Source organism: Myxococcus sp. CA051A, from assembly GCF_013336705.1.
In the GTDB taxonomy this organism is placed as follows: domain Bacteria; phylum Myxococcota; class Myxococcia; order Myxococcales; family Myxococcaceae; genus Myxococcus; species Myxococcus llanfairpwllgwyngyllgogerychwyrndrobwllllantysiliogogogochensis.
This window is the reverse complement of the sequence record NZ_JABUMS010000005.1, coordinates 428,150-452,906: the sequence shown is the minus strand read 5'-3', so window position 1 is coordinate 452,906 and position 24,757 is coordinate 428,150. Positions and strand designations below refer to the sequence as shown.

Here is a 24,757-nt window from a genome sequence, read left to right as displayed (position 1 = left end):
CCAGGGACCCAACCTGCCGGGTACGGAGGGGGCCCTGGCGAACGAGCCCGCAGCTTCGTCCCGCGCCCGCCCTCGTGGTTTCCCCCTCACAGGAAAACGAATGAGAGCTCCCAATCCGGCGTGGCATCTCCTCGCGGTTCCGCTGTTCCTCGCAGCCAGCGTCGCGGTGGCGTCCAGCCATCGCGAGGCCCCGCTCATCAGCAACGACCCGGCGGCGGACGGGACGGACATGTACGCCTGGAAGCAGGGCGGCAACCTGGTGCTGGTCGCCAACTACTACCCCATTGGCATTCCCTACGGCGGCCCCAACTACTACCTGTTCGACGACAACGTCCTCTACGAAATCCAGGTCGACCAGTCGGGAGACGGCGCGCCCGACGTGCGCTTCCAGTTCCGCTTCCGCACGCAGATTCGTCCCAGCCCCCTGCCCTCCGTGGGCGTGGTGGCGGGCTATAACGCGTACAAGGACTCCTTCCTCTATGCCTTCGCGGGCGTGAAGACGGCCACGGCCCCGGAGATCCTCCGCTACCAGACGTACACGCTCACCAAGGTCGTGGGCGGCTCGCAGCAGGTCATCATCCGGGACGCACCGGTGGCCCCCAACAACGTGGGGCGACTGACGACGCCCGCCTATCCGCAGACCGCGGGGGCCTCCGTGCTGGACCCCATCACCCAGAGCGCCATCCAGACGGGGCTGGGCACCGCGGCCAAGTACAAGATCTTCGCGGGCCCTCGGGACGACCCGTTCTTCGTCAACCTCTCGAAGACGTTCGACTTCCTCAACTACGACGGCAAGCCGAACCGCGATGACCTGGCGGGGCTCAACGTGCTGTCGCTCGTCATCGAGCTGCCGCTGACGGAGTTCAGCTCACCGCACCTCGGAATCTGGACCACGTCCAGCCGGCCGAAGGTCACGACGCGCCGCACGGATGGCGGTGTGGACACGAGCGGCTCGTGGGTCCAGGTGTCCCGCCTGGGCAATCCGCTGGTGAACGAGGTGGTCGTCCCGATGAAGTTCAAGGACTTCTTCAACGCCTCCAAGCCGCAGAACGACCTGTCCACGCCGGCCATCGTCGCCATCATCTCCAACCCGGAGCTGCCGCAGCTCCTCCAGGCCAAGGGCTTCATTCCCCTGGCCCCGCCCGCGCCGCGCACGGACCTGGCCACCATCTTCACTCGCAACACCCAGGGCAAGCCCACGGGCGAGATGCTCCACATCAACACGGGCACGGACTCCACGTTCCCCAACGGGCGGCTGCTGACCGACGACGTGACGGACGTGGCGCTCAAGGCGGTGGGCGGCGCCTTCTTCACGACCTTCGCGGACGGCGGTCCCGCCATTCTTCCCGACGGAGGCGGCACCTTCGCCGCGGCGGCCGCCGGGCTCAGTGATGGCGTGGCGGCCAACGACAAGGCCTTCCTCACGACCTTCCCGTACCTGGCGCCTCCCCACTCCGGCGACCCGACCCCCTGAGCCCGCGCGCCATGGCCTCTCGACAACTGCTCGCCCTCGGTGTCGCGGTGGTGGCGATCTCCGCGGGCGGGCTCACGCGGTGGTGGCTCGCGCCCGCACGGCAGACGCCCCCGGGCTCGCGGGCGTCCGAATCCACGGGGGAGCGACTGGCTCGGATGCAGCGCGAAGCCTCGCTGGACGATGCCCCGGCCCAGGCCCGACTCGCCACGGAGTGGATGCGGGAGGGGCTCCGCTCGGGGGATGAGCAACACCTCCTGCATGCGCGTGTCGCCGCACGACGCGCGTTGCTGGTGGACCCCGAGCGCGTGGATGCCCTCAAGGTGGAGCTGCTCCTGCTCCACCACGACCATCAGTTCCAGGATCTTCGCGACGCCTCGCGACGACTGACGGAGTTGTTTCCCCACGACGCCTTCTTCCAGGGGCTGCTTGGAGATGCGGAGCTGGAGCTGGGGCGCTACGACGAGGCGGAGACGGCCTACGCGCGGATGATGGACTTGAAGCCCTCGCATGCGACGTACACCCGCGTGGGCTATTTGCGCCTCATGCGCGGAGACGTGGATGGGGCCATCTCCGTCCTCAAGCTGGCGGCGACGTCGGCGGACCCTCGGGATGGCGACACGGTGGCTCGGGCCTTGTGTGAGCTGGGCGATGCGTACCTCGCGCGCGGCGAGCCGGACACGGCCATCGAGTACTTCACCGTGGCGCTCTCACATGCGCCCGGCCTGGACCGCGCGCACGCGGGACGGGGGCATGTGCTGCGCATGCGAGGACTCCCCGACGCGGCGGCGGTGGAATACCGGGCGGCGATGACCGCTCGTCCCAAGTCGGGACATCGGGCCTTTCTGGCCGACGCGCTCATGGCCGCGGGGCGCGAGCAGGAGGCCCAGGCCGAATACACCCAGGCGTTCCAGGACACGGCCCAGGACGCGAGGGAGCAGGCGCGGCTGCTCCTGGACCTGGGACGAGACGTGGCCCAGGCGGAGGTGCTCGCGCGGCGTGAGCTGACACGCCGTCAGGACGTCTTCACGCAGGCGGTGCTGGCCTATGCGCTCGTCAGCGCCGGCAAGCTGGACGAGGCGCGCCCCCTGGCGGAGGCCGCGCTGCGGCTGGGGACTCGCAACGCGAGGCTGGAGTATGTCGCGGGACTCGTGGCCTCGGCGGACGGGGCCCGGGATGAGGCCCGGCTTCACCTGGACGCGGCGCTGCGAGGTTTCCCACCGCTTCCACCGAGACAGTTGGAGCGGGCGCGTGCGCTGCTCGGGGCCCTCGCTTCCCCTTCGCCGAATGTCAGCGCCCAGGCCCTTGGCCAGCCGACGAAGTGAGGCCGTGCATCTCCGAGCCGGTGTCGCGACGGCTCGGAGCAAGCCCCCTGGCCCTCGAACGTCCGAGCCAGTCGCGCTACGGCTCGGAGCAAGCCCCCTGGCCCTCGAACGTCCGAGCCAGTCGCGCTACGGCTCGGAAGGTGAGCCCTGCATGGACTCGTACTCCTCCAGCACGCGCAGCACCTTGCTCGCCTGCGCATGAGATGACGGGGCCAGGTCGAGGAAGAGGCGGTAGTGCTTCGCACCCTCCTCCTTGCGGCCGAGCCGCGCCGCCACCGAGCCCAGGAACAGGTGGCACTCGAAGTTCTCCGGCTCCATCGCGACGCACTCGCGCGCCCGGGTCCTCGCGGACTCGAACTGCTTTGACTTGAACAGGGCCTTGGCCTGTTCGAGCGCCAGCTCGCCTCGACTCGCTTCCGGCGACTCCTCCGGCTCCACCACGATTTCCTGCTGCTTGCCGGATGTCGCCGGCTTGCTCGTGGTCGTACGCGTCCCCGTCGACACATGTCCCCCAGGACGCGCTCCCGCATCCTCGTGCCCGATGTTGGCGGACTCGACCTCGACCTCGACGTTTTCGGCCTCGGCACGCTCGGCGGCCGCGGCGGCGCGCTCCGCGGTGGCTCGGGCCGTTTCGATGCGGACCGACACCGCGCCCTGGTTGTCCGTCGGGTCATCGTCGATGAAGCCGCAGTACAACCCGTGGACGCCGCTGAGCTTCACGTCCTCGCCCCGCGACAGGAGGAAGCGCTGCGCCCGGGCCGGAGGCGTGCTCGGACCATCACGCTCCACCGACACCTGCTGCACGCACGCCACCGTCACCACCGGCCCTTGATCTCTTCCTCGCGTGAAGGCTCCACCCTCCACCGGCTCCAGCAACAGCGTGTACACCTCCATGGGGTCCAGGCCGTCCACGAAGAGGCTCCTGCTCAGGTCCGTGGTCATCCACTCCAGATGGATGGTGTGGCGGCGCTCCTCGTTCGTCCGAGTGTTCGTCACCGTGACGATGCGCTCGGGCAGGTCATCCTGGGGCGTGGGCGCCCCCACCGTGAAGAACATCACCGCCGATGCGCCCCGGAACGGCTCCGGCTTGCGCGTCACGAGGCCCACCGCCGCGTCCGCCGCGACGTTCTTCCCCGACAGCAGGAAGAAGATGCTCGGCATGGGCTTGCCGCGATCCGCCGGGGACAAGACCCCCGACTCGGAGATGCGATAGGTCACATCCGGGTTCAGCGTCCCCAGCGCCGCACGCCCGGACGAGACGCCGAACAGGTGCCGCCGTGCATCCAGCCGGAAAGACTCCATGGGCATGTGCACGGTGTCCATCGCCTCGGGCGGCTTGCCCGCGGCCACCTGCGAGGGCTGCTGCCGCGGAGGTGCGTCCGTTGGTCGGCGGGCATCCGCGTCCTTGAGCGGAGGCGTGGGCAGCGGTGGCCGGGCCGGCCCGCTCGACGAGGTCTTCGGCGGGACCCAGTCCGACTTGAGCTTGTCGAACGCCGACCACATGAACCCCGCGAGCACAAGCAGTCCCACGGCCACCACGACGTGGTGCGTGGAGATGCGGAAGCCGTTCTCGAAGAAGCCTCCCCGGTCCGGAGAGTTGCCGTCCTCATCCTCGTCTTCGCCGTCCAGCCCCTCCCCTCCATCCGGCAGCTCTCCTGGATGGCTCTCGATGGTCTGCGGCTCCGTGCGCAGCTCCATCGCCGAGAGCTCCGTCGGCTTGGGCAGGAGGCTGTTGGTGGCACGCCAGACGGACAGCTCCTCCACGAACGAGGGCGGAACCTTGGTGTCCTTGCCCATCTCCGTCAGGTCGGGGCGGAACAGCTCCCTCAGGAGATAGGCCGCCGACATCGCGGAGAAGCGCGGCGCGGCCTTGAAGAGAAACCCCGCCAGCGCATCCCCGAAGGCATGCGCGGACTCGAAGCGGTCCTCCTTCTTCACCGCGAGCGCCTTCTGGAGGATGGCCTCCAGTCGCACCGGCAGGTCCGGCTTGATGTCGCGCGGACGCGGCAACGGCTGACGCGTGTGCAGCTTGTGCATCACCACGTACTCCGGCCCCTCCAACGGGAGCCGGCCACACACCATCTCGAAGAGCACCACGGCCGTGGCCCAGACGTCCGTGCGCGCATCCACGTCCTCGCCCCGCGCCTGCTCCGGAGAGAAGAAGAGGTACTTGCCCTTCACGACGCCCGGCGCGGTGTCGAAGCTGCGCAGCGAGCGTGCCTTCGCGATGCCGAAGTCGACGATCTTGACCTGGCCCTCGTAGCTGATGAGGACGTTGTCGGGGGAGATGTCCCGGTGGACGATGTTCAGCGGCTCGCCCTTGTCGTCCGCGCGCGTGTGCGCGTAGTGCAGCCCCCGGCACATCTCCAGGGCGATGTACGTGGCGATGGGCACCGGAAGGCTGGCGAAGTTGGAGCGCAGCGCCCGCTTCATGATGCGGTTGAGCGGCTGCCCGTCCACGTACTCCATGGCCAGGAAGTACTCGCCATCCACCTGCCCGAAGTCGAAGACCTGCGCGATGGCCCCATGCGACAGCGTGGCGGAGATGCGCGCCTCGCTGATGAACATGGAGACGAACGCCTCGTCGTTGGCGAACTCTGGCAACACCTTCTTGATGAGGACTGGCTTGGTGACGCCCGCGGCCCCCAGAAGCTGCGCCCGCCACGTCTCCGCCATCCCTCCCCGGCCAATTCGGGATTGGAGTTCGTACCGGCCAAACTGTTCGTGCTGCTCATTCGCCATTGGGCCGTAGGGTATCGCGAGGGATTCCGATCAAAAAGGGTCGTCAGTGAATGCGGGTCTCAATGTCAGGATTCCCGCCGCTAGGGGGTGGACGCGGGTCGGGTCTGCCCATGGCCCGAGAGGAGTTCCTTCACGGTGGCGGCCTTGGGGTGGCTCGGGTAGCGCCGGAGGAAGGTCCGATAGCGCTCGAGGGCGCCGTCCATCCGACCGAGCCGCGCCTGCATGACCCCCGAGAGGACCAGGCAGTCCGGCTGTTCCGGGACGGTGGAGAGGCAATCCTCGGCCAGCAGGAAGGCATCGTAGAACTGTCCGGCACGCGCCAGCCGCTGCCCTTGTGTGGCCAGCCTCGTGGCCTCCCCCACGCGGGCATCCTCCACCGGGGGAGCCTTGGGGCGCTTGGGGTCCCACTGCGAGATGCGCACCTCGGCCTCGCCTTCGTTGTCGAAGACGGCATCGTCGATGAAGCCACAGCGCAGGCCCTGGATGCCGCGGACCCTCACCTCGCGCCACTCCGGCAGGAGGAACTGCAGCGGCTGCTCGGCATACCCGTCGACCTTCCGGACGGGCTCGAGGGTGGAGGGAAGCTCGGACCACTCGATGCAGGCCACCTGGCTCATCGGCGCGTAGGCCCTTCCTCTCAGGAAGACACCCTCCCCGACCGGATTCAGCGACAGGGTATAGGTCTGCCGGGCATCCAGGCCTCGAATCAGAAGCCCCTTGCTGGCGGAGACGCGCATGGGCTCGGGGTGGAAGGTGAAGCGCTGCTCGACGGCCGCATCCTCTTGCTTGAGGTACACCGACTGGTAGGCGAGGTCATCCTGGGTCGGCTCTCCCAGCGTGAACAGCGCGACGGCTCGGACGCCCTCTATCGAGATGGGACGGCGACCGACGACGCCCTCGCGAACCTCCGGTCTGACCGCCTCGCCCGAGAGCAGGAAGAAGACGGGAGGCTCCCGGCGCGGCGCGGGTTCCAGGACGGCCGGGTGGGCAAACCCATCAGACGGGCTCGAGCCCCAGAGGCGGTAGGTGACGGTCGAATCCAGACGAGGGAAGGCGACCAGGTCCAGCGGTACGCGCAGGACATGTCGTCGGGAGTCCAGACGGAAGGCCGTCGCGGCGGGATACTCCGGGACGGGCTCGGACTCGACGGAGTCCTCGGAGCCGGTCTCCGGACTGGACGCGTCCAGCGCCACCTGCTGGGCGGCCCGCGGGGTCGAGGCATCTGGAGCGGAGCGCGACACCGCGCCCCCCGCGTCGCCGGGCTCCGGGTAGTGCGCGAGCCGCGACGAATGGGAAGGGACGTCCGCTACCTCGAGTTCCCTCGCCGGCCGCAGCCAGTGAAGGGTCCCCCAGAGCGCGAGGAGTCCTGTGCCCGCGACCAGCCCCAGTCGACCCCACTTGGGGAACTTCGAGGGACCCGCGACCGAAGGCGTGCGCACGGTGGGGGCATTGTGTGCGCCGCGCCTCGGGGAAGACACCTTGGACACGGGCGCGGGCCCTGGCGTCGGTGGCCGTGCTTGGGGACGGGGCGGAGGTGCGTCCGTTCCACGCCAGGCGGCCAGCTCCTCGAGGAACGAGGGCGGCACGGTCAGCTCGCGGCCCTCCTGGAGCAGGTCCGGCTTGAACAGCTCCCGGACGAGATACGCCAGGTTCATGGTCGAGAACCGAGGCGCGAACGGATAGAGGAACGAGGCCAGCGCGTCGCCAAACGCATTCGCCGACTCGTAGCGAATCGAGGCATCCACGGACAGCGCTCGCATCACAATCTCATTCAGCGCGGACGGCAGCTCCTTGCGCACCTCCCGGGGCGAGGAGAACTCCCCATGCACCATCCGAGACATCACCGCCGCCTGCGTGCCGGTGACGGGGAGCTGTCCACACAGCATCTCGTAGAGCACCAGGCCCGTTGCCCAGACATCCGTGCGGGCATCCACCTCGCGGCCTCGGGCCTGCTCGGGAGAGAAATACAGGTACTTCCCTCTCACGACGCCGGGTTCGGTGTTGAAGTTGCGCAGCATGCGCGCCTTGGCGATGCCGAAGTCGACGATCTTGACCTGACCCTCGTAGCTGATGAGGACATTGTCCGGAGAGATGTCCCGGTGGACGATGTGCAGGGGCGCGCCCTTCTCGTCCGTGCGCGTGTGGGCATAGTGAAGCCCCCGGCACATCTCCAAGGCGATGTACGTCGCCAGGGGAATGGGCATCTGCTGCAGGCCCGTCTTCGCCGCGCGCCTCAGGAGTCGGTGGAGCGGCTGACCATCCACCAGCTCCATGGCCAGGAAGTACTGTCCATCCATCCGTCCAAAGTCGAAGACCTGGGCGATGTTCCCGTGCGACAGCGTGGCGGAGATGCGCGCCTCGCTGATGAACATGGAGACGAATGCCTCGTCGTTGGCGAACTCCGGCAACACCTTCTTGATGAGGACCGGCTTGGTGACGCCCGCGGCGCCGACCAACCGCGCGCGCCACGTCTCCGCCATGCCTCCTCGACCCAACTGGGTGAGGAGCTCGTAGCGTCCAAGGTGCTCATGCGGATCGTGGGTCATGGGGGTAACCCGTGGCGGGCGCGCAAATCATGTCGCGGTGGCGCCGTCATTTCGGGGCCGAGGCGCCCTCGATTTCCATCAGGAGCCCCTCCACGATGTTCGCTTGTGTGTGTTCCGGATAGAGCTGGTGAAAGCGTTGGTACAGTCGCGCGCCCTCTTCCGTCCGGCCCGCGTAGCCCAGCGCCGTGCCTGACAGGAGCAGGCATTCGGGGTGGCTGGGAATCAAGGCCAGGCATTTCTCCCCCACGGCCACGGCCTCCTCGTACTTCTTCTCGCGAAGGTGTTGCTTCAGGTCCTTGAGCAGCTGAGTGACGTCCGGGGTGCGAGGCTTCTTGGCGGGCGGACGCTTGAGGGCGGCCTCCGCGTCGATGCGCATCCGGAGCGCCCCCTCGTTGCCGTCGGCGCCGTCATCGACGAAGCCACACACCAGTCCGAGGACGCCTCGCACGCGGCGCTCCTCGCCTTGTCGGAGCAGGAACTGGAGGGGCAAGACCTCCTTGTCCCGGGAGACTCCGCGCGGCGAGGGGTTCTCTTCGGGCGGTGGCACCCACTGGGCACAGATGACCGTGGTGGCGGGGCCCGCGCCGCGACCATGAAGGAATGCGCCCTGGGGCGTCGCCTCCAGGTTCAGCGCGTAGGTCGTCATCGGATCGAGCCCCTTGAGGACGAGTCCGCGCTTCAGCAGCAGCCCCTCCGCGTCAGGGCGGAAGACGAAGGGCTTCGATGCCGCGACGCTCGCACCGGACAGCTGGATGAGCCGCTCGGGGATCGACTCCTTGCTGCCAGGTCCGAGACGGAAGAGCGAGATATCGCGGGCCTTCTCGATGGCTTGGGGCTCGCCCGCGAGTTCCCCCAGACGGGCCGTCTCGGGGAGGAGCGAGGCGTCGCCGGACAACAGGAAGAAGACCGTTGGAGGGAGGCCCTGGGACGGACTGAGGATGAAGGGCGCACCCCGGCCGGGAGAGGTCGTGTCGACGAGCACGAAGGAGCGCTCCGGGGCGAGCGGTCCAAACGCCTTGAAGGTCCGGGGGACGATGATGACGTCGCGGTCTGCCTCGAGCAGGAACTCCGTCACGGGGTACTGGACGAAGGTGGGCGGACGCAGGGTGCCGGAGTCAAGCCGGGGTCGGGCTTCGGGCGCGGGCATGGCACCGGACGTGGCCGGGCGCCGCGTGGAAAGGGCGAGCCCCACGCAGGCCGCGACGACCACGACGCCGCCGGCGATGCCCGCGACCCGCTTCCAGTTTCGCTGCTGGGGGATGCTGGGGAGGAAGAGCTCCGTGGCGCTGTCGAGCAACTGGGTGGGCCGCTCCGACAGGGGAATCACGACCTCGGAGCGCCTCCGCTTGCGAGCCGGATCCTGAGGCGTGGCGTCTCGGGCCGAAGGAAGCTCCTCGGTTTGAACGGGGGGCGGCTTCGGGGGTGGGCGGACCCTGGCGGCGTGGGAGCGCCAGACCTCGAGTTCCTCGTGGAAGGCGCTTGTCACGGACAGCGCGCGGCCCTCTTCGGCGAGGTCTTCCTGGAACAGCACCCGGACCAACTGCGCCAGGTCCATGGTCGAGAACGGTGGAGAGACCGAATACAGGAAGCCAGCCAGCGCGTCGGCGAAGGCATTCGCGGACTCGTAGCGGGTCGACAGCTCCACCGACAGCGCCTTCATGATCAGCTCATCCAGCGCGACGGGAAGATCTCCGCGCACCTGCCGTGGGGAGGGGAACTCGCCATAGGCCATGCGCAGCATCACCGAGGCCTGCGTGCCGGTGATGGGCGGCTGTCCACAGAGCATCTCGTACAGCACGAGGCCGGTGGACCAGACATCGGAGCGGGCGTCCACCTCGCGCCCCTTCGCCTGCTCCGGGGAGAAGTACAGGTACTTCCCTCTCACGATGCCGGGCTCGGTCTTGAAGCTGCGCGACATGCGCGCCTTGGCGATGCCGAAGTCGACGATCTTGACCTGGCCCTCGTAGCTGATGAGGACGTTGTCGGGGGAGATGTCCCGGTGGACGATGTTCAGCGGCGCGCCCTTGTCGTCCGTGCGCGTGTGCGCGTAGTGCAGCCCCCGGCACATCTCCAGGGCGATGTACGTGGCCAGGGGCACCGGCAACTGGGACAGGCCCAGCTTCGCCGCGCGCTTCTGGACGCGGTGGAGGGGCTGGCCATCCACCAGTTCCATGGCGAGGAAGTACTGGCCGTCCACCCGGCCGAACTCGAAGACCTGGGCGATGATGCCGTGGGACAGCGTGGAGGAGATGCGGGCCTCGCGGACGAACATCGAGATGAAGTCCTCGTTGTTCACGTGCTCGAGGAGGACCTTCTTGATGAGGACGGGCTTGGTGACGCCCGCCGCGCCGACCAGCCTCGCGCGCCACGTCTCGGCCATGCCTCCACGCCCCAGCAGGGCCAGGAGCTCGTACCGACCGAAGCGTGCGTTGCGGTCCTGGGCCATGACTGGAGTCGTCGGATGTCCTGACGGCAGACGGTGGGAATCAGGTCATCGGGAACCGGATCGGCTGTCGTAGTCCTGGAGTTGGGACTCGACACCTCTCCGGTACGGATGATCCGAAGGTGCCAGCTTGAGAAAACGTCGATAGTGCGCGGCCCCGGTGTCAAACTCATCCAAGCGAGCCAGGGTGATGCCCATCATCAAATGGCAGTCGGGATCCTCGGGCGCGATGGCGATACAGCGCTGGGCCGCCGCCAGCGCCTCTCGGAACCTCTGTTGCTTGATGAGCGCCGCCGACTTCTTGGCCCACTCCTCGGCGCGCATGGCACTCACTGAAGTCACTCGGGTGCTCTCGGAGGACGGGCCGGGTGTCGGGGCAGACGGAGCTTTGTCTTTCCGCTCGGACTTCATCTCCGACATCATCGCGCGTGCCGTCTCGGCTCGAGAGTGGTCGCGGTGCTCCGTGAGAAGGCGTTTGAAGTACACCTCGGCCTCGGGCAATTGCTTGAGGCGGGCCATGCTGGCCCCCGCGATCCACAGACAGTCTGGATGATTCGGCGCGACCTCCAGGCACTTCTCCGCCAGGGAGGACGCCTTCGGAAAATCCCCCCTGTCGAGCAGGACTCCTGCGTGGAGCACGTCAGCCTTCGTCGCGCCCGGGGGATACACCTCAAGGGGGCGGTACGGAGCCAATGTTCCGGGGTCAGACATTGGGTTCGAATTCGGCATCACCGTCGACCGGGCCGCGATGTAGTACTCGGGAAACGCCACGGTCCCGACCACCAGCACCGCTGCGATTCCCAGCATCAGCCCCCAACCCCAAAGGCCTCCGCTGGACGGGGCGGGCACCTCCGGCACATGGGTCTCCGGAGTCTCCTCCGTGGCATGGGTGGAGCCCACTCCCATGGCGGGCAACAGCCTTCGCGTCGTCCGTTGCTGATTGGACCGCAGGTCCAGGTCCATCTCCGTCTCGGCCCGCGACGCGGTCTTCTTCCCTCGCTCCTTCTTCGGCGGCACCTCCGGCGGCGCCCCACTCGCCCGCCACAAGGTCAGCTCATCGATGAACGAGGCCGGAACGGACAGCTCCCTCCCCTCCACCGCCATGTCTCCCCGGAACAGCACCCGGACCAGGTACGCCAGATTCATCGTCGAGAACCGCGGGGCGTGGGAATAGAGGAACGCCGCCAGCGCATCCGCGAACGCATTCGCGGACTCATACCGGGCCGACAGGTCCACCGACAGCGCCCTCATGACAAGCTCATCCAGTTCGACAGGCAGGTCCTCGCGCACCTCCCGTGGCGAGGGAAACTCCCCATGCGCCATGCGCATCATCACCGCCGCCGGTGTGCCGCTGACGGGGGGCTGCCCGCACAACATCTCGTACAGCACCAGGCCCGTCGACCAGACATCGGAGCGGGCGTCCACCTCGTATCCCCTCGCCTGCTCGGGAGAGAAGTACAGGTACTTGCCCTTCACCACCCCGGGCTCCGTCATGAAGTTGCGCGCCAGCTGCGCCTTGGCGATGCCGAAGTCGACGATCTTGACCTGACCCTCGTAGCTGATGAGGACATTGTCCGGAGAGATGTCGCGATGGACGATGCCCAGGGGCTTGCCCTTGTCATCCGTGCGCGTGTGCGCGTAGTGCAACCCCCGGCACATCTCCAACGTGATGTACGTCGCCAGGGGAATGGGCATCCGCGACAGGCCCGTCTTCAGCGCGCGCTTCAGGACGTGGTGGAGCGGCTGCCCATCCACCAACTCCATGGCCAGATAGTACTGGCCTTCCACCCGACCAAAGTCGAAGACCTGGGCAATGCAGCCATGGGACAGCGTGGCGGAGATGCGCGCCTCGTTGATGAACATCGACACGAAGGCGTCGTCCGCCACGAACTCCGGAAGCACTTTCTTGATGAGGACGGACTTGGTGACGCCAGCGTCGCCCATCCACCGGGCCCGCCACGTCTCCGCCATTCCCCCCCGACCAAGCCATGACACCAGCTCGTATCGGCCGAACCTGTCGCCGGGCTGCAAGGCCATATCAATCCGGAACCTACCGCAGAATCCTGGGAGCCCGAACTTCCTGGGTCTCCCCGTGCTATGTTGTGCACCGTGGCAAGTCTGGGAGACGAGGACGGGGATGACGCGCTGGTTCGAACCGATGCCCTACCGGCACTCAGGAGCCCCCGCTTCAGGGTGAAACTGGCGGTGCTGTCGGGGCCGGACGCAGGAAAGACGTACCCGCTGGCGCCCGGGCGCTATCGCGTGGGCTCCGAAGCGACGTCGGACATCGTCCTGCCGGATCGCTCCGTGTCCAGGCAGCACCTCGTCCTGGAGGTCCGCGAGGATGGCGTGCGCGCGGTGGACCCTGGATCACGCAACGGCTCCTTCTGCGAGGGCATGCGCTTCTCCGAGTTGGAGGTTCGTCCAGGGGCAACTCTGACCCTGGGTACCACCGAGCTGAAGCTGGTTCCGGAGGGAGAGAAGACGAGAGCCCTCCCCCTCTCCTCCCGCAGCAGCTTCGGGGGGCTGGTGGGCAACAGCCGACGCATGCGGGAGGTCTTCACGCTGCTGGAGCGGCTGGCCCAGGGCGAGTCGGACGTGCTCATCCAGGGCGAAACGGGCACTGGCAAGGAGCTGTGCGCGGAGGCCATCCACACACATGGCATGCGCAGCAAGGGCCCCTTCGTCATCGCCGACCTGGCGGGGATTCCACCGCAGCTGCTCGAAAGCGAACTGTTTGGCCATGTGAAGGGAGCCTTCACGGGGGCGCACGGTGATCGCGCCGGCGCCTTCGAGCGGGCCCACGGCGGCACCCTCTTCCTGGACGAAGTCGGAGAGCTTCCGCTGGAAGTCCAGCCTCGCCTCCTGCGCGTGCTGGAGCGCCGACAGGTGAAGCGCGTGGGCGCCAATGACTACCGCACCTTCCACGTGCGCGTCGTGGCCGCCACGCATCAGGACCTGGAGGGCGCGGTGAAGCAGGGCCGCTTTCGCGGCGACTTGTTCCACCGGCTCGCGGTGCTGCGCGTCGTCCTGCCGCCCCTGCGCGAGCGGCCCGACGACATCCCGCTCCTCATCGACACCGTGCTGGCGCGACTGGGCAAGCCTCCCAGCGCGCTGTCGGACGTCACCCGCGCGCTGCTGACGCAGTACCCGTGGCCCGGCAACGTGCGCGAGCTGCGCAACGTGGTGGACCGCGTGGTGAGCCTGGGTGAAGAGGCCCTGCCGGACATTCCGGACGTGCCCGCGCCCGTGCCACCTCCGGAGGACGACTCCGAGTCGACCCAGTCGTTGGCGCTCGACCTGCCGTTCAAGGAAGCCAAGGAGCGGCTCATCGAGGGCTTCGAGCGCGACTACCTGCGCAACCTCGTCGAGCGCTGCGAGGGCAACGTGTCGCGCGCCGCACGCGAGGCGGGGATTGATCGCGTCTATCTGCGCAAGCTGCTCCGCAAGCACGGGCTCGAATCGGGCGGCCCCTGAGTCGACGGGCGACTCTCGCCCACCGTGAGCCCTGGCTCCACGGTGGGTGAGCCTGAGGACTCGCCTGCCCAGGACATCCCGGAATTCTCCACCTACAGCCCCTGCGGGCAGCCAAGGCTGAAATTCCGCGTGTGGCCGATGGGCGCCGGCGTGAGTCATTTTCGGTCGAAACGGCCCGTTGTCTTCACGGCCCCCTGCCGGAGCAAGCCCCCCATGTTGACTCATGCTCGCCGTGCGAACCTCATCGCGGGGTTCGCCATCGCATTGCTGCTGCCACTGATGGGCTGTGGTGACGGAGACGGAAAAGTCTCCATCCTGCTGACCGATGCACCCGGCGACGGCGTGGAGACCGCGGTGGTCACCATCTCGCAGATCTATCTCCAGGGTGGCGACGAGGAAGGCGGCCGCGTTGTCCTGCGCGACGAGCCCGTCACCGTCAGCCTGTTGGACCTGGCCAACTCGACCTCCGAGCTCGTCTCCGAGGCCGTCGTTCCCGACGGGGACTACTCCCAGCTCCGCTTCGTCATCACCGGCGGCTACCTGGAGACGAAGAACGCGGATGGCTCCACGTCCATCTTCGCCACCTCCAACAACTACGCGGGACTTCCCGAGGGCGCCGTCGTCGCCGGCCAGCTCCACATGCCGAGCTACGGCTCGTCCGGGCTGAAGGTGAAGTTCGACGAGAAGCTGACCATCGAGGGCGAGCAGAAGATCCTCCTGGTCGACTTCGACGTGGCGCAGAGCTTTGGCAAGGAGGCGGGCAACTCCGGCCGCTGGGTGATGAGCCCCGTCATCAAGGCGGCCGAGGTGACGGCGTCCGCGAGCATCACCGTCGAGGTGAAGCTCGGCGCCGGCGTGGTGCTCCCCACGGTGGAAGGAACCGCGGTGACGCTCGCGGACTTCCACGCGGTGCTCATCAACGACGCGGGCAGCCGCGAGACGCTTCCGCTGACCGATGAAAACGCGGACGGCACCTTCGAGGCCACCTTCAAGTTCCTCATCCCGGGCACGTTCCAGGTGGACGTGGAGTCCCCGGCGAGCGTGAGCATCTCCACCACGCCCGGTGACCCGGTGACGGTGCAGCTCGCCTCCGGCCGCGACAGCACCCAGGCCTTCGTCGTGAGTGGCGCCCAGCCCCAGTAGGCCCCGCGAACACTCCCGCGCCTACCCCTGCCCACAGGGACTCCGGGCACGGCCCTCACGTGGGAAGGAAAAATCCACGTGCAGCGTGGCCGTTCCCCGGGGGCGGAGGTCTCCCGCCTGAAGGCCCAGATTTTCTCCGAGGGTTTTCGAATCAGGTGGGGTTGGCGCGGGGCCAGCTCCCCAGGCGAGGCGTCGGGACATGTTCCCGGCGCCTCGTTTTTTATCCGCGCTCGAAGCGACAGCGGCTCAGTAGACGACGAGCGGCTGGGGCGAGTGGTAGCTGACGATGGTCAGCACCGGGATGCGGGGCGCCTCGGCATCGTCATCGGTGCCTCCCGACGTGAGCCTCACACCGTCGAACCGCGCCAGGAACACGTAGTCGCGGCGGGCCTCCAGGAATGGATCCGCGCCCTGCAGCCGCCCCAGGGCCTCCTGGCCCGTCTCGTCGGAGATGTTGTCGTAGTGCTTGCGCGTCGTGGAGCTGTTGCCGCGCTCCCGCGTGCTCACGCTGCCGCCCAGCCGGCCCGGCCCGGTGAGCTGCGTCTGCCCGCCCAGGTCTCCCGACGTCGTGGTGGTGGTGTCGTAGCTCTCGCCATAACCCACCGGCGCATTCGTCTCCACCGAGGCCAGCGTGTGCTCCACGAGCCACACGGTGGGCTTCTCCCCTTCGGAGCGCTGGTCCGCCACGCGGGCGCGCAGCAGCACGTAGCGACCCTTGTACGTGTCGGGACGCTCGACCGCGGACGCGAGCGAGAAGATGGGGATCTTCCGCTCCTGGAGGTACTGGAGCTCGCCGGACACGCTGCCTCCGCGCTGGGCCACGACCCGGGCGATGAGCGAGGCGGCCTCGGGACGCACGCGCAGGTCCTCCGACCAGGCGCCGCTCAGCAGCGCGCGAATCTGGGTGAAGGGCGTCAGCTCGATGCAGGCCTTGAGACCCGCCCAGCCTTCGTCCCGCGACTCCGCCTGGAGCCTGCGCGCGGCGGCTTCACACAGCGCCGGATTGGGGTAGCGCGCGGCGAAGGCCTTGGGGTCGGCGGACGCGCTGGGCGGCGGCGCCTCCGCGGCCTTCGGGGTGAGTGGGGCATCCTCGCGAGGCTGGGAGTCCGCCCACGTGACGTGGGAGTGGGATGCCCCGCAACCGGCGGCGAGCGAGCCCAACAGGGCCCAGGTCGGAAGAGTCCAGGGATGGTGGCGCATGGAGCTGACTCCTAGAGCGAGGCGGAGCCCGAGCGCGAGGAGCGCTGCTGCTCACGGGCGGTGGGCGAGGCGGAAGAAGCGCCGGTCGGCGCGGGCAGCACGACGGAGCACACGTCCTCGCAGCGCTCACTCAGGCACGCGAGCGTCGCGGGCGAGGTCTGCTGCTGGGACACGTCCGCGTAGCACCGGTCTCCCGTGCCGGGGCACCCTCGACGCGCGGCGCACTCGCAGCACGGCGCGGCCACCGTGGCCATGAGCTGGACTTCCTGCAGGACGCTGGAGAGTCCGCGGTAGCAGGTCCGGGCACCCGGAGCGAAGCGGCCCTTGGCGTCCACGATGGGCGTGCCTCCCGCGAGCCCGCACTGGTCCGCGGCGGCGACATAGCGGCGCTCACAGAGCGCGATGAGCGTCGCGTCGGTGCGACCCTCGCGGGCATTGCCCACCGCCTCCGTGCACAAGGCGCGGGAGATGTCCTTGAGCAGCTTGCGGTTCGCGGTGGCCTGTTCGGCACCGGACGCGCTGGCGGCGGCGTCCGATTCGAAGACGCACTCCTTGCCCTCGCGAAGCGTGTCGACGGTGCAGGCCCAGGCCGTCGGAGAGTCGTCGGAGATGGGCGGCGCCGCGAGCGCTTCCGGCGGGAGCGCCGGCGTGGAGGCTTCGGGAGTGGAGCCCAACAGGAAGAGGGAGACGAGGATCGCCTTCATGGACATGGCAGGTTAGGCCGTTGGCGGTCGCCACACAAACCGCGCCGCTCCGCACTGTTCCTCGGATGGCGCAAGCCGCCATCGGGTGTCTTCTCCCGGGCACCCTTCCCCACCTGGGTCGAAGATGTCCTCTGACTCACGCCTGGGCCCGTGGCTCCTCTGGCCCGTGGGCCTCCAGCACGACCTCGCGGGTGCTGCCCCACTGGGCCCGCGGTGCGTACCGTTCCCACAGCGGCCCCAGGAAGAACCGGCCGAAGCGATCCATGGCCGTGGTCCCCGCGCCCTCGCGCCGAGCAGGCTGCATGCTGGAGATGAGCGACAGGAGCTGCCCCACCCCGAGCGTCAGGACGCCGGCCCCCACCACGGGCCCCTGGGCGTTCATCCCCGCGTGGAGCTGGCAGTGCAGCCGCGTCGAGCCCTTCCACGCGTCCCCGCCCCGTCGATCATCGACGACCTTCGTCCCCTCCAGGAAGTAGTCGCGCCCTTGATGCGGGAAGCGCAGCCCATACGTCATCACCCTCGAACTGGGAGCGTCCGAGGGGCGGAAGATGTTGAAGCTTCCTCGTCGCACCGGCAGGTCCTCGCCGAACGGCGCGAAGCTCAACCGCGCCACCAGTCGCGCCGAGCACTTCACATCGCTGACAAAGGCATCCAGGTCACCGACGCTGATGGTGCAGTGGATGGTCATCGGCTGGGCGCCTGGATGCAGGGCCCCTTGCGTGGGGTCGGTGACGCCCATCGTGAAGAGGCCGGTGAGGGACTCCACGAAGGTGAGGTCGGGTGAGGGCTCCGTGGTCCGGGTCATCTCCGCCGTGAGCGGCAGCCCCTGCTCACCGCATACGTCGAGGTAGCGCCACGTGTCCGAGTAGCCCATGTCGATGAGGGCCGCCGCCGTGGCGCGCCCCGCGTAGAGGTCCGGGTCGAGCGCGAGCGGACGCTCGGGCTTGATGAGGTGGACCGCGATGGGACGCTGGTGGCCTGGCACGACCTCCCCTGCGTCGATGCGCTCGTTGAGTTCCTGGATGACGCGAAGCTGCGCGAACAGCGCGCCGTTGGCGCTCATCTCCACCAGGTAGGCGTATTGCTCGTAGAGGCCATCGTCGTAGACGGGCGTGTTGCCCAGGCACCACAGCACCCAGAGTTCGTTCGCGCCCCGGCGGATGGCGTCGAGCAGGTGGGTGTCCTGAGTCCACAAGGCATCCGTGTAGAGCGTGCCGTCCCGCTCCACCGGTGGCATGAGGATGGGGGGAGAGATGGCCGCCAGCAGCAGCTCCCGGTCCAGGTCCCGATGGGGAATGGCCACGTCCGTCTTCCGCTCGAAGTCGCAGACATGGAAGGTGCCTTCCACGAGGGAGCTGGCGCGGATGGCTCCAAGGTCGATTCCCAGTTGGGGGAAGACTCGACGGAGCACCTTCTCCGGGTCTCCCAGCGGCTCGACATGAAGCACGTCCAGCGTCTTCCTTGGCACCGCATGGGCGAGGAAGTCCTCCACGGACAGCGTCCTCCACCGCGCGCACGCCTCCCCGGGCGACGCTCCGGACAACAGCATCGCCAGGTTGAGGGACCCCGCCGACGTCGCATCCGCGAAATGAAAGCCGAGGTCCGCGTCCTCCAGCGCTCGAATCGCCCCCGCCTGCCACGCCGCGCGCAGGCCCCCGCCCACCAGGATGAGCGCGCGCTTCCGGGGACATGGTGTGTCCACGGGGCCCGCGCCCGTGGCCATCGAGGACGCCTCGCCCCCATCCTGTGTGGAGAAGCGTGGGTCCTCCTCCGAGGAGGAAGCGATCTGCTCCGCCCGTACCTCGTCCCCGCCATCGGGTGACGACGATTCGAGAGCGCGCTCCTCGGGGCGCATTCCGTCCTCGCGCCGCCACCTCCAAGGCGCTTTCCGGGTCGACATCTCCCAGGCGCCGCGCTCCGTGAGGAGGAGGTAGCCGAACACGAGCACGCCACCGACCAGACACACGAGCGCGAGGACGAGCAGCAGCGACAGCCGCCTTCCCACCAGCACGCTCAGGTACAGCTCCGCGGCCATCGCGATGAGGATGGCCGAGAGGATGGCGAGTGCTCGGCGCCATGCCGGCCCCTGCATATGCCACTGACGGTCTCGCTTTTCGGGCGACCGGATGGGCGATGACGAGCGCGGTGGATTGGACGGTTCGACTGGCATGACGCGGGCCCCCTCGTCTCGACTCGACCAGGGGCCTCACGCTCGTGACGGACTGAACGCGAGACCCGCCCCCTCCGGCGGCACGGCGTCAGCCAGGGGAACCTACGGAAAACGTGGGCCGGCGCGGGGAGACGCGCAACCCGCGCATGGGTTGCGATGGCCAGCGATGGGACTTCCGACCGGGCACCGATGCACCCGCGAAGCGCCACCTCGGCCACTCGGGTGATGTGCCCCGGCTCGCGCCTTCGTGAAACACTGTTCGCTTGGAGTGCCCACCCAGGCTCCCGAGGAGAAGCGATGTCACCACAGCCGAGCGCCCCCTGGACGTCCTATGACGGCGGCACGTCCCTGGGCTGGATGGGCACCCAGGGCGGCACCATCGCTCGGGATGAGGACCAGGAGGGCCAGCTGCGCCTCACGTACGAAGTGGACGACTCCCGCTCCTTCCACGCCATCACCTGCTCTGTCACGGGGTGGCTCCTCCACCACCGGTTCTTCGACAACGCCGAGCAGGCCATGGAGGCCTTCGAGGCCATGAAGCCCGCGATGGAAGACCTTCGCGCCCAGCTCCGGGAAGGAGGGCCGGGCTCACCCGAGGAGGCTCGACGTGGAGGGCCCGTGCTCGCGGCGTTCCTCGCGCGCTTCGCCTGAGGCCGTTTCCACCGCGACATTTCCGACGGGGAAGCGTTGAGAAGGACGACTGCCCTGGAGCGCCCCCCATGTCACCCAAGAAGAAGCTGTCGAAGCCAGACGCCGCGCTGCTCTCCGCCGTCAAGAAGTCGAACGCCAAGGCGGTGGCCAGGCACCTGGCGGATGGGGCCGACCCCAACGTGAGCGACGACGAGGGTTATCCCGTGCTCCATACGGCGTGCGCAGAGGGAAACCTCGACGTCGCCCGACTCCTGCTGGACGCGGGCGCGGATGTGAAGGGGCTGGATTCGGACTCCGCCACGCCCCTCGGCTTCGCCACCGCTCAAACAGGTGACGACGCCGTGGAGCTGGTGAAGCTGCTGATCGCCAGGGGCTCCGACGTCAACCACCAGTGGAAGGACGAGGCCCGCTCCACGGTGCTCACCGACCTGCTCAACCAGGAGACCAACGAGGAGCCCTCCGCGGAGGTCCTGAAGACGCTGCTGCGCGCGGGCGCGAACCCGAATATTCCCAACGGTCGTGGCGAGACGCCGCTGATGTTGTCCGTCGACTACAAGGAACAACCCGAGCTGTTCGAGCTTCTGCTGGAGCACGGCGCCCAGGTGAACGCGGTCGACTCCAACGGCAGGTCGGTGCTGATGCAGGCCGTCCGCTACGGGAACGTCCCGGTGGCCGAGCGGCTCATCTCCAAGGGCGTCGACGTCAACGTCAGGACGACGGATAGCGATGGCAACACGGCGCTGACGATGGCGCTCGATCTGGATGAGATCTTCGGAGATCCATCCCTGGTGGTGCTGGGCGCGCTGCTCCGCGCGGGAGCGAAGCCGAACCAGCCCAACGCGCGCGGCTGGTACGCCCTCCATTACGCGGCCAGCCTCGAGGACGTGAAGTTCACCACGCTGCTGCTCGAAGCGGGAGCGGACCCGAAGGCCGCGAACGCGGGGGGCTACTACCCCATCGATACCGCGAACGGCCGGGGGAATACGCGGGTGGAGAAGCGCCTGCTCGCCGCGGGAAGCCCCACGCTGGAGCAGGCGGCTTCGCTTCGCGCGGAGAGCGTCTGGAAGCGCATTGGCGCGTGGGCCGCCAGACGCAACCCGACCTACGCCGAGCAACTCGCGAGTACGCGCCCCTCGACCGAGGCACGCGTCGTTGCCCTGGAGAAGGCGCTTGGGACCCCGCTGCCCCTGGACTTCCGCGCGTTCCTCCTCCGCTTCGGAGGCGGTGCACCGGCGGGAACGCCCGGCCTGTCCGTCTCCGAGTACGAAGTGCTTCCCGTCGACCAGATTCTGAGCACCTGGAAGGGGCTTCGGAAGCTGGTGGAGAAAGGCACCTTCAAGAAGGCCGAGCCCCATGAACTGTCCAAGTCCCAGAAGGACGTGAAGTGGACCTGGTGGCACCCCGGCTGGGTGCCTTTCGCGCAGGACGGTGGGGGCAACCTCAAGTGCGTGGACCTGGACCCCGGCCCGGAAGGAAAGCGTGGACAGGTCATCGGCTGGGAGATTCGCGGCGGCCCCCTGAGCCCCTATGCCCCGTCCATGGACGCATTCTTCGAGCACTACCTGGAGGGACTCGAGACCGGACGCATCGAACTGTACGGCGACGAGGAGCCGGACGAGCCCGAGGCCAGCGCGACCTCTGCTGCTCCCGTGACGGCTCCCGAGCCGCCAAGGGAGGGCACCGCCGCCGAGCGCGTGGAGGCGCTCTCGAACCAACTGGGAGCCTGGTACGAGGAGCACCACGCGCCCTATGCACAGCGCTTCGCCCGCACGAAATCCGCATCCCAGCAGCAGGTGGACGCGCTGGACAAGAGCGTGGGGGCGGAGCTGCCCGCGGGCCTCCAGGCGTTCCTGCTCCGCTTCGGCGGGGGCGCACCGGACAAGAAGCAGGGCCTGTCCTTCTTCACGTATCAGGTGCTGAGCGTGAAGGAGATCACCGACCTCTGGACACAGCTGGAGACCCAACGTGAGAGCGGAGCGTTCGCGAAGTCCAAGCCCTTGGATCTCACCAAGGGCCAGAAGGAGCTCACCCGGACGTGGTGGAGCGCGGGTTGGATTCCGTTCGCGAAGAACGACCACGGCGAGGCGCTCTGCGTGGACCTCACCCCGGGCCCGGCCGGTCGGCGCGGACAGGTGCTGCGCTGGTCCGAATACGCGGGGCCCCTCGATGAGGCGAAGGCACCCTCGCTGGAGGATTACCTCGCCGACTACCTGAAGCGGCTTCGCGACAAGCGCTGGTACGTCCGCAGCGACAGTGACGACCTGCTCAGCTCCTGACGCCGCGTCCCCTCAGGCGTGCGGAGCGCGCGGCGCCGAGTCCTTGTCAGGAGCCAGCATCTCCCCCGAGAAGCACACCTCGAGCCCGCCATACTCGGACGGGTTCAACGTCAGGGCCCAGCCGTGGACCTGCGCGACGTGGTGGGCGATGTGCAGGCCCAGCCCCTGTCCTTCCGGGGCCCGGGTGCGCGCGACGTTTCCTCGGACGCCTCGCTCGAGGATTCGCGCTCGCTCCTCTTCGGAGATGCCGGGCCCGTCGTCGATGACGCGGAGCACGAAGCGTCCCTCACGGGTGCTCTCCAGCACGACGGCCACGTGCCCCTCCTCGCGGCCGTAGCGCACGCCGTTGCCCACGACGTTGCTGATGGCCTGCTCGATGAGCGTCACGTCGCCGAGCACTCGAACGGGCGTCGCGGGGACACCGCTCTCCAGGGAGATGCGCTGTTGCCGGGCGATGGGCTGATGGCGACCGAGGACTCGAGCAATCACGTCGTTGAGGTCCACGGGCGCGCGCTGGACGTGCGGCGCGCCAGCCTCCAATCGCGTCGCCGCGGTGAGGTTGTGGACCAGCGAGGCCATGTAGTGCGCCTCGCTCATGGCGGAGGACACCTCGGCCGCGTTCACGGGCTCGCCTCGGGAGAGGTGCTGCTGCATCGCGGAAAGGGTGCCCTGGAGCACGGTGAGCGGCGTCATCACGTCGTGGGTCGTGTTGGCGAGGAAGTCCCGCAGGCCTTGCTCGCGTGCTTCCTGTTGCGCCATCCGCGCCTGGATTTCCGCGCGAGCCTCCTGGAAGGCCCGGGCGAGGTCGGCGATCTCATCATGGCCGCGCACGGACACGGGCTGCTCGTAGCCACTGCGCGCGGACGCACGCACGTCTTCGGTGAGCATGCGGATGCGGCGCACCACCGGGCCCAGGGCCAGCACCACCGCCGCGACGACAATGGACACGAGCAGGCTCCAGTCCTTGAGCGGTGGGAGGAAGAACGGCGAAGGCCCCGGAGGCTCCACACGACGGGCGAGGACGAAGGCGCACGGACCTTCGTCCCAGGACATGCGCACCAGCAGGTCGAGGACCCGCCGCCCATCCAGCTCCGAGCGCCAGGCGACCGTCGCCCCTTCGAGCGCGTCCTCACGGACCTCCGCTGTCAGCGCGGGCGCCCGAGGGTGCCGGGAAGTGAGCTGAGCGTCATAGGGAAAATAGAGCACCCGAGGAGGGGCCCGCCCTTCCCTTCCAGGCGGTGGTGGCCCATCGAAGGCGTCGCTTCCTCCCGGACGAGGCGGTGGTCCATCGAAGGCGTCGCTTCCTCCCGGACGAGGCGGTGATCCCTCGAAGGCGTCGCTGCCTCCTGGACGAGGCGGCGGTCCATCGAAGGCGTCGCTGCCGCTTGGACGCGGCGGTCGGCCTGGGGGCCTTGTCGGGGGAGGCTCCTCGTCGAGTGGACGTGCCTCGTCGAGCCCCGTGGCTCTCGGCACCGGCTCCCCACGAGACGGGAGTGCCTCATCCCTCCCTGATGCACCCGGCGATTCCCCGCGCGGTGGCAGCGCATCATCGTCCCCAGCCCTCCTCGGAGGCGGTGGTGGTCGTCCGTCGTCAACTCCACCTCGAGGCCCCAGGCCATCCGGCGGCGGACGCCCGGGCGGCGCGGGTCGCTCGAACGGGTGAGGTCGCCACGTCTCGGGCGAGGCCTCGCAGCGCGTGCGCTCCACCTGCATCTGCGCCAGCGTGGAGGCTTCGAGCACTTCCTCCTGCGAGCGTTCCCGGAGCGATTGCTGGAAGTACGCCATCGCCACCACGACAGGCAGCACCGCCGCCATCGCCGTGAGCGCCAGGCGCAAGCGGAGCTTCACGAACCGTCTCCCGCGACCAGTCGATAACCCACGCCCCACACCGTCTCCACACTCTGCGCCGGCGCCAGCTTTCGCCGCAGCCGCGAGACGTGCACGTCCAGCGTCCGCTCCGTCCCCTCGCGCTCCGGATCCAACACGTGCTCCACCAGCCACTGCCGCGTCACCGCCTCGCGAGGCCTGCGGGCCAACGCCGCGAGCACCTCGAACTCCACCCGCGTCAACTCCACCACCCGCCCCTCCACGCGGACCTCCCGCGCCTGGAAGTCGACGCGCAACAGCCCCAACTCCAGCACCGCGTCCGCCTTCTGGAGCACCGGCCGGCGCAGCCGCGCGCGCACCCGCTCGATGAGCTCCTCCGGCCAGAAGGGCTTCGTCAGGTAGTCATCCGCGCCGAGCTTCAGCGCACGCACCTTGTCCAGCGTGTCGTTGCGCGCGCTCAGGATGAGCACCGGCACCTCCGAGAAGCTCCGGAGCGCCTTGAGCATGTCCAGGCCGTACGTCCCCGGCAGCATCAGGTCCAGCACCACCAGGCCCACGTCGGGAAGCTCCCCGGGCAGCAGCGCGCGGCCTTCCGTCCACCACAGCGGCTCGAAGCCCGCGCCCCTCAGCTGCTCGACAATCTGCGCGCCGAGCCGAGCGTCGTCCTCCACCAGCAGGATTCGCTCCCCCATGTCCCGCTCGCCTCCTCCCACCCGGTCACCACGGTGCCGTCATGAATGGATGAATGAACGCCCACGGTATACCGAGGACCTTAAGACTCC

Annotated in this window: 15 protein-coding genes; 6 read left to right on the top strand and 9 right to left on the bottom strand. The window is 68.5% G+C overall.

The features are described 5' to 3' along the window. The first annotated feature begins 100 nt into the window (after positions 1-100). Together HUA74_RS17950 and HUA74_RS17945 are read left to right on the top strand one after the other, a co-directional pair. Entirely contained in the window at positions 101-1,474 is a 1,374-nt protein-coding gene (locus HUA74_RS17950; protein WP_174455466.1) for a DUF4331 domain-containing protein, read from the top strand. A gap of 11 nt (positions 1,475-1,485) precedes the next feature. After that, complete coding sequence (locus tag HUA74_RS17945) at positions 1,486-2,796, top strand: tetratricopeptide repeat protein (protein ID WP_174455465.1); 1,311 nt, start codon at positions 1,486-1,488, stop codon at positions 2,794-2,796. Between the two features lie 126 nt (positions 2,797-2,922). On the opposite strand, the gene HUA74_RS46835 is transcribed toward HUA74_RS17945, so the two are convergent. The 4 genes from HUA74_RS46835 to HUA74_RS17925 form a co-directional block, all read right to left on the bottom strand. Then, on the bottom strand, positions 2,923-5,538 hold the full coding sequence (locus HUA74_RS46835; protein ID WP_174455464.1) for a protein kinase: 2,616 nt from the start codon (positions 5,536-5,538) through the stop codon (positions 2,923-2,925). An 80-nt stretch (positions 5,539-5,618) separates the two neighbouring features. Next, positions 5,619-8,084 (bottom strand): serine/threonine-protein kinase, encoded by a 2,466-nt coding sequence (locus tag HUA74_RS17935; protein WP_174455463.1) that lies wholly within the window; start codon positions 8,082-8,084, stop codon positions 5,619-5,621. Between the two features lie 46 nt (positions 8,085-8,130). Beyond that, positions 8,131-10,530 (bottom strand): serine/threonine-protein kinase, encoded by a 2,400-nt coding sequence (locus HUA74_RS17930; protein ID WP_174455462.1) that lies wholly within the window; start codon positions 10,528-10,530, stop codon positions 8,131-8,133. 45 nt (positions 10,531-10,575) lie between these two features. Further along, the gene (locus HUA74_RS17925) at positions 10,576-12,564 is read right to left on the bottom strand and encodes a protein kinase (RefSeq protein WP_174455461.1); all 1,989 of its coding nucleotides are present in this window, start codon (positions 12,562-12,564) and stop codon (positions 10,576-10,578) included. A 60-nt stretch (positions 12,565-12,624) separates the two neighbouring features. Here HUA74_RS17925 and HUA74_RS17920 point away from each other — a divergent pair, with 60 nt between their 5' ends. Then, positions 12,625-14,004, top strand: a complete 1,380-nt coding sequence (locus HUA74_RS17920) for a sigma 54-interacting transcriptional regulator (protein ID WP_141642342.1) — start codon at positions 12,625-12,627, stop codon at positions 14,002-14,004. Positions 14,005-14,217: 213 nt separating this feature from the next. Beyond that, a complete protein-coding gene (locus HUA74_RS17915) occupies positions 14,218-15,147 on the top strand; it encodes a DUF4382 domain-containing protein (protein WP_174455460.1) in 930 nt (309 codons plus the stop codon). Positions 15,148-15,393: 246 nt separating this feature from the next. Here the strand turns inward: HUA74_RS17915 and HUA74_RS17910 are convergent, their stop codons facing one another. From HUA74_RS17910 to HUA74_RS17900, 3 genes are all read right to left on the bottom strand, one after another. Beyond that, complete coding sequence (locus HUA74_RS17910; protein WP_141642340.1) at positions 15,394-16,347, bottom strand: hypothetical protein; 954 nt, start codon at positions 16,345-16,347, stop codon at positions 15,394-15,396. A gap of 11 nt (positions 16,348-16,358) precedes the next feature. Then, positions 16,359-17,057, bottom strand: coding sequence for a hypothetical protein (locus tag HUA74_RS17905; RefSeq protein ID WP_141642339.1), 699 nt, complete (start codon positions 17,055-17,057; stop codon positions 16,359-16,361). Between the two features lie 130 nt (positions 17,058-17,187). Further along, positions 17,188-19,143 carry a patatin-like phospholipase family protein gene (locus HUA74_RS17900; RefSeq protein ID WP_174455459.1) on the bottom strand — a complete coding sequence of 652 codons (1,956 nt, stop codon included), beginning with the start codon at positions 19,141-19,143 and terminating at the stop codon, positions 17,188-17,190. Between the two features lie 375 nt (positions 19,144-19,518). Here HUA74_RS17900 and HUA74_RS17895 point away from each other — a divergent pair, with 375 nt between their 5' ends. After that, positions 19,519-19,872, top strand: a complete 354-nt coding sequence (locus HUA74_RS17895; RefSeq protein WP_174455458.1) for a hypothetical protein — start codon at positions 19,519-19,521, stop codon at positions 19,870-19,872. 68 nt (positions 19,873-19,940) lie between these two features. After that, the gene (locus tag HUA74_RS17890; RefSeq protein ID WP_174455457.1) at positions 19,941-22,148 is read left to right on the top strand and encodes an SMI1/KNR4 family protein; all 2,208 of its coding nucleotides are present in this window, start codon (positions 19,941-19,943) and stop codon (positions 22,146-22,148) included. 12 nt (positions 22,149-22,160) lie between these two features. On the opposite strand, the gene HUA74_RS17885 is transcribed toward HUA74_RS17890, so the two are convergent. Together HUA74_RS17885 and HUA74_RS17880 are read right to left on the bottom strand one after the other, a co-directional pair. Further along, positions 22,161-23,996, bottom strand: a complete 1,836-nt coding sequence (locus HUA74_RS17885) for an ATP-binding protein (protein WP_371817254.1) — start codon at positions 23,994-23,996, stop codon at positions 22,161-22,163. Further along, positions 23,993-24,667 (bottom strand): response regulator transcription factor, encoded by a 675-nt coding sequence (locus HUA74_RS17880; RefSeq protein WP_174455456.1) that lies wholly within the window; start codon positions 24,665-24,667, stop codon positions 23,993-23,995. Before HUA74_RS17880 ends, HUA74_RS17885 begins: the two co-directional genes overlap by 4 nt. Positions 24,668-24,757: the final 90 nt, after the last annotated feature.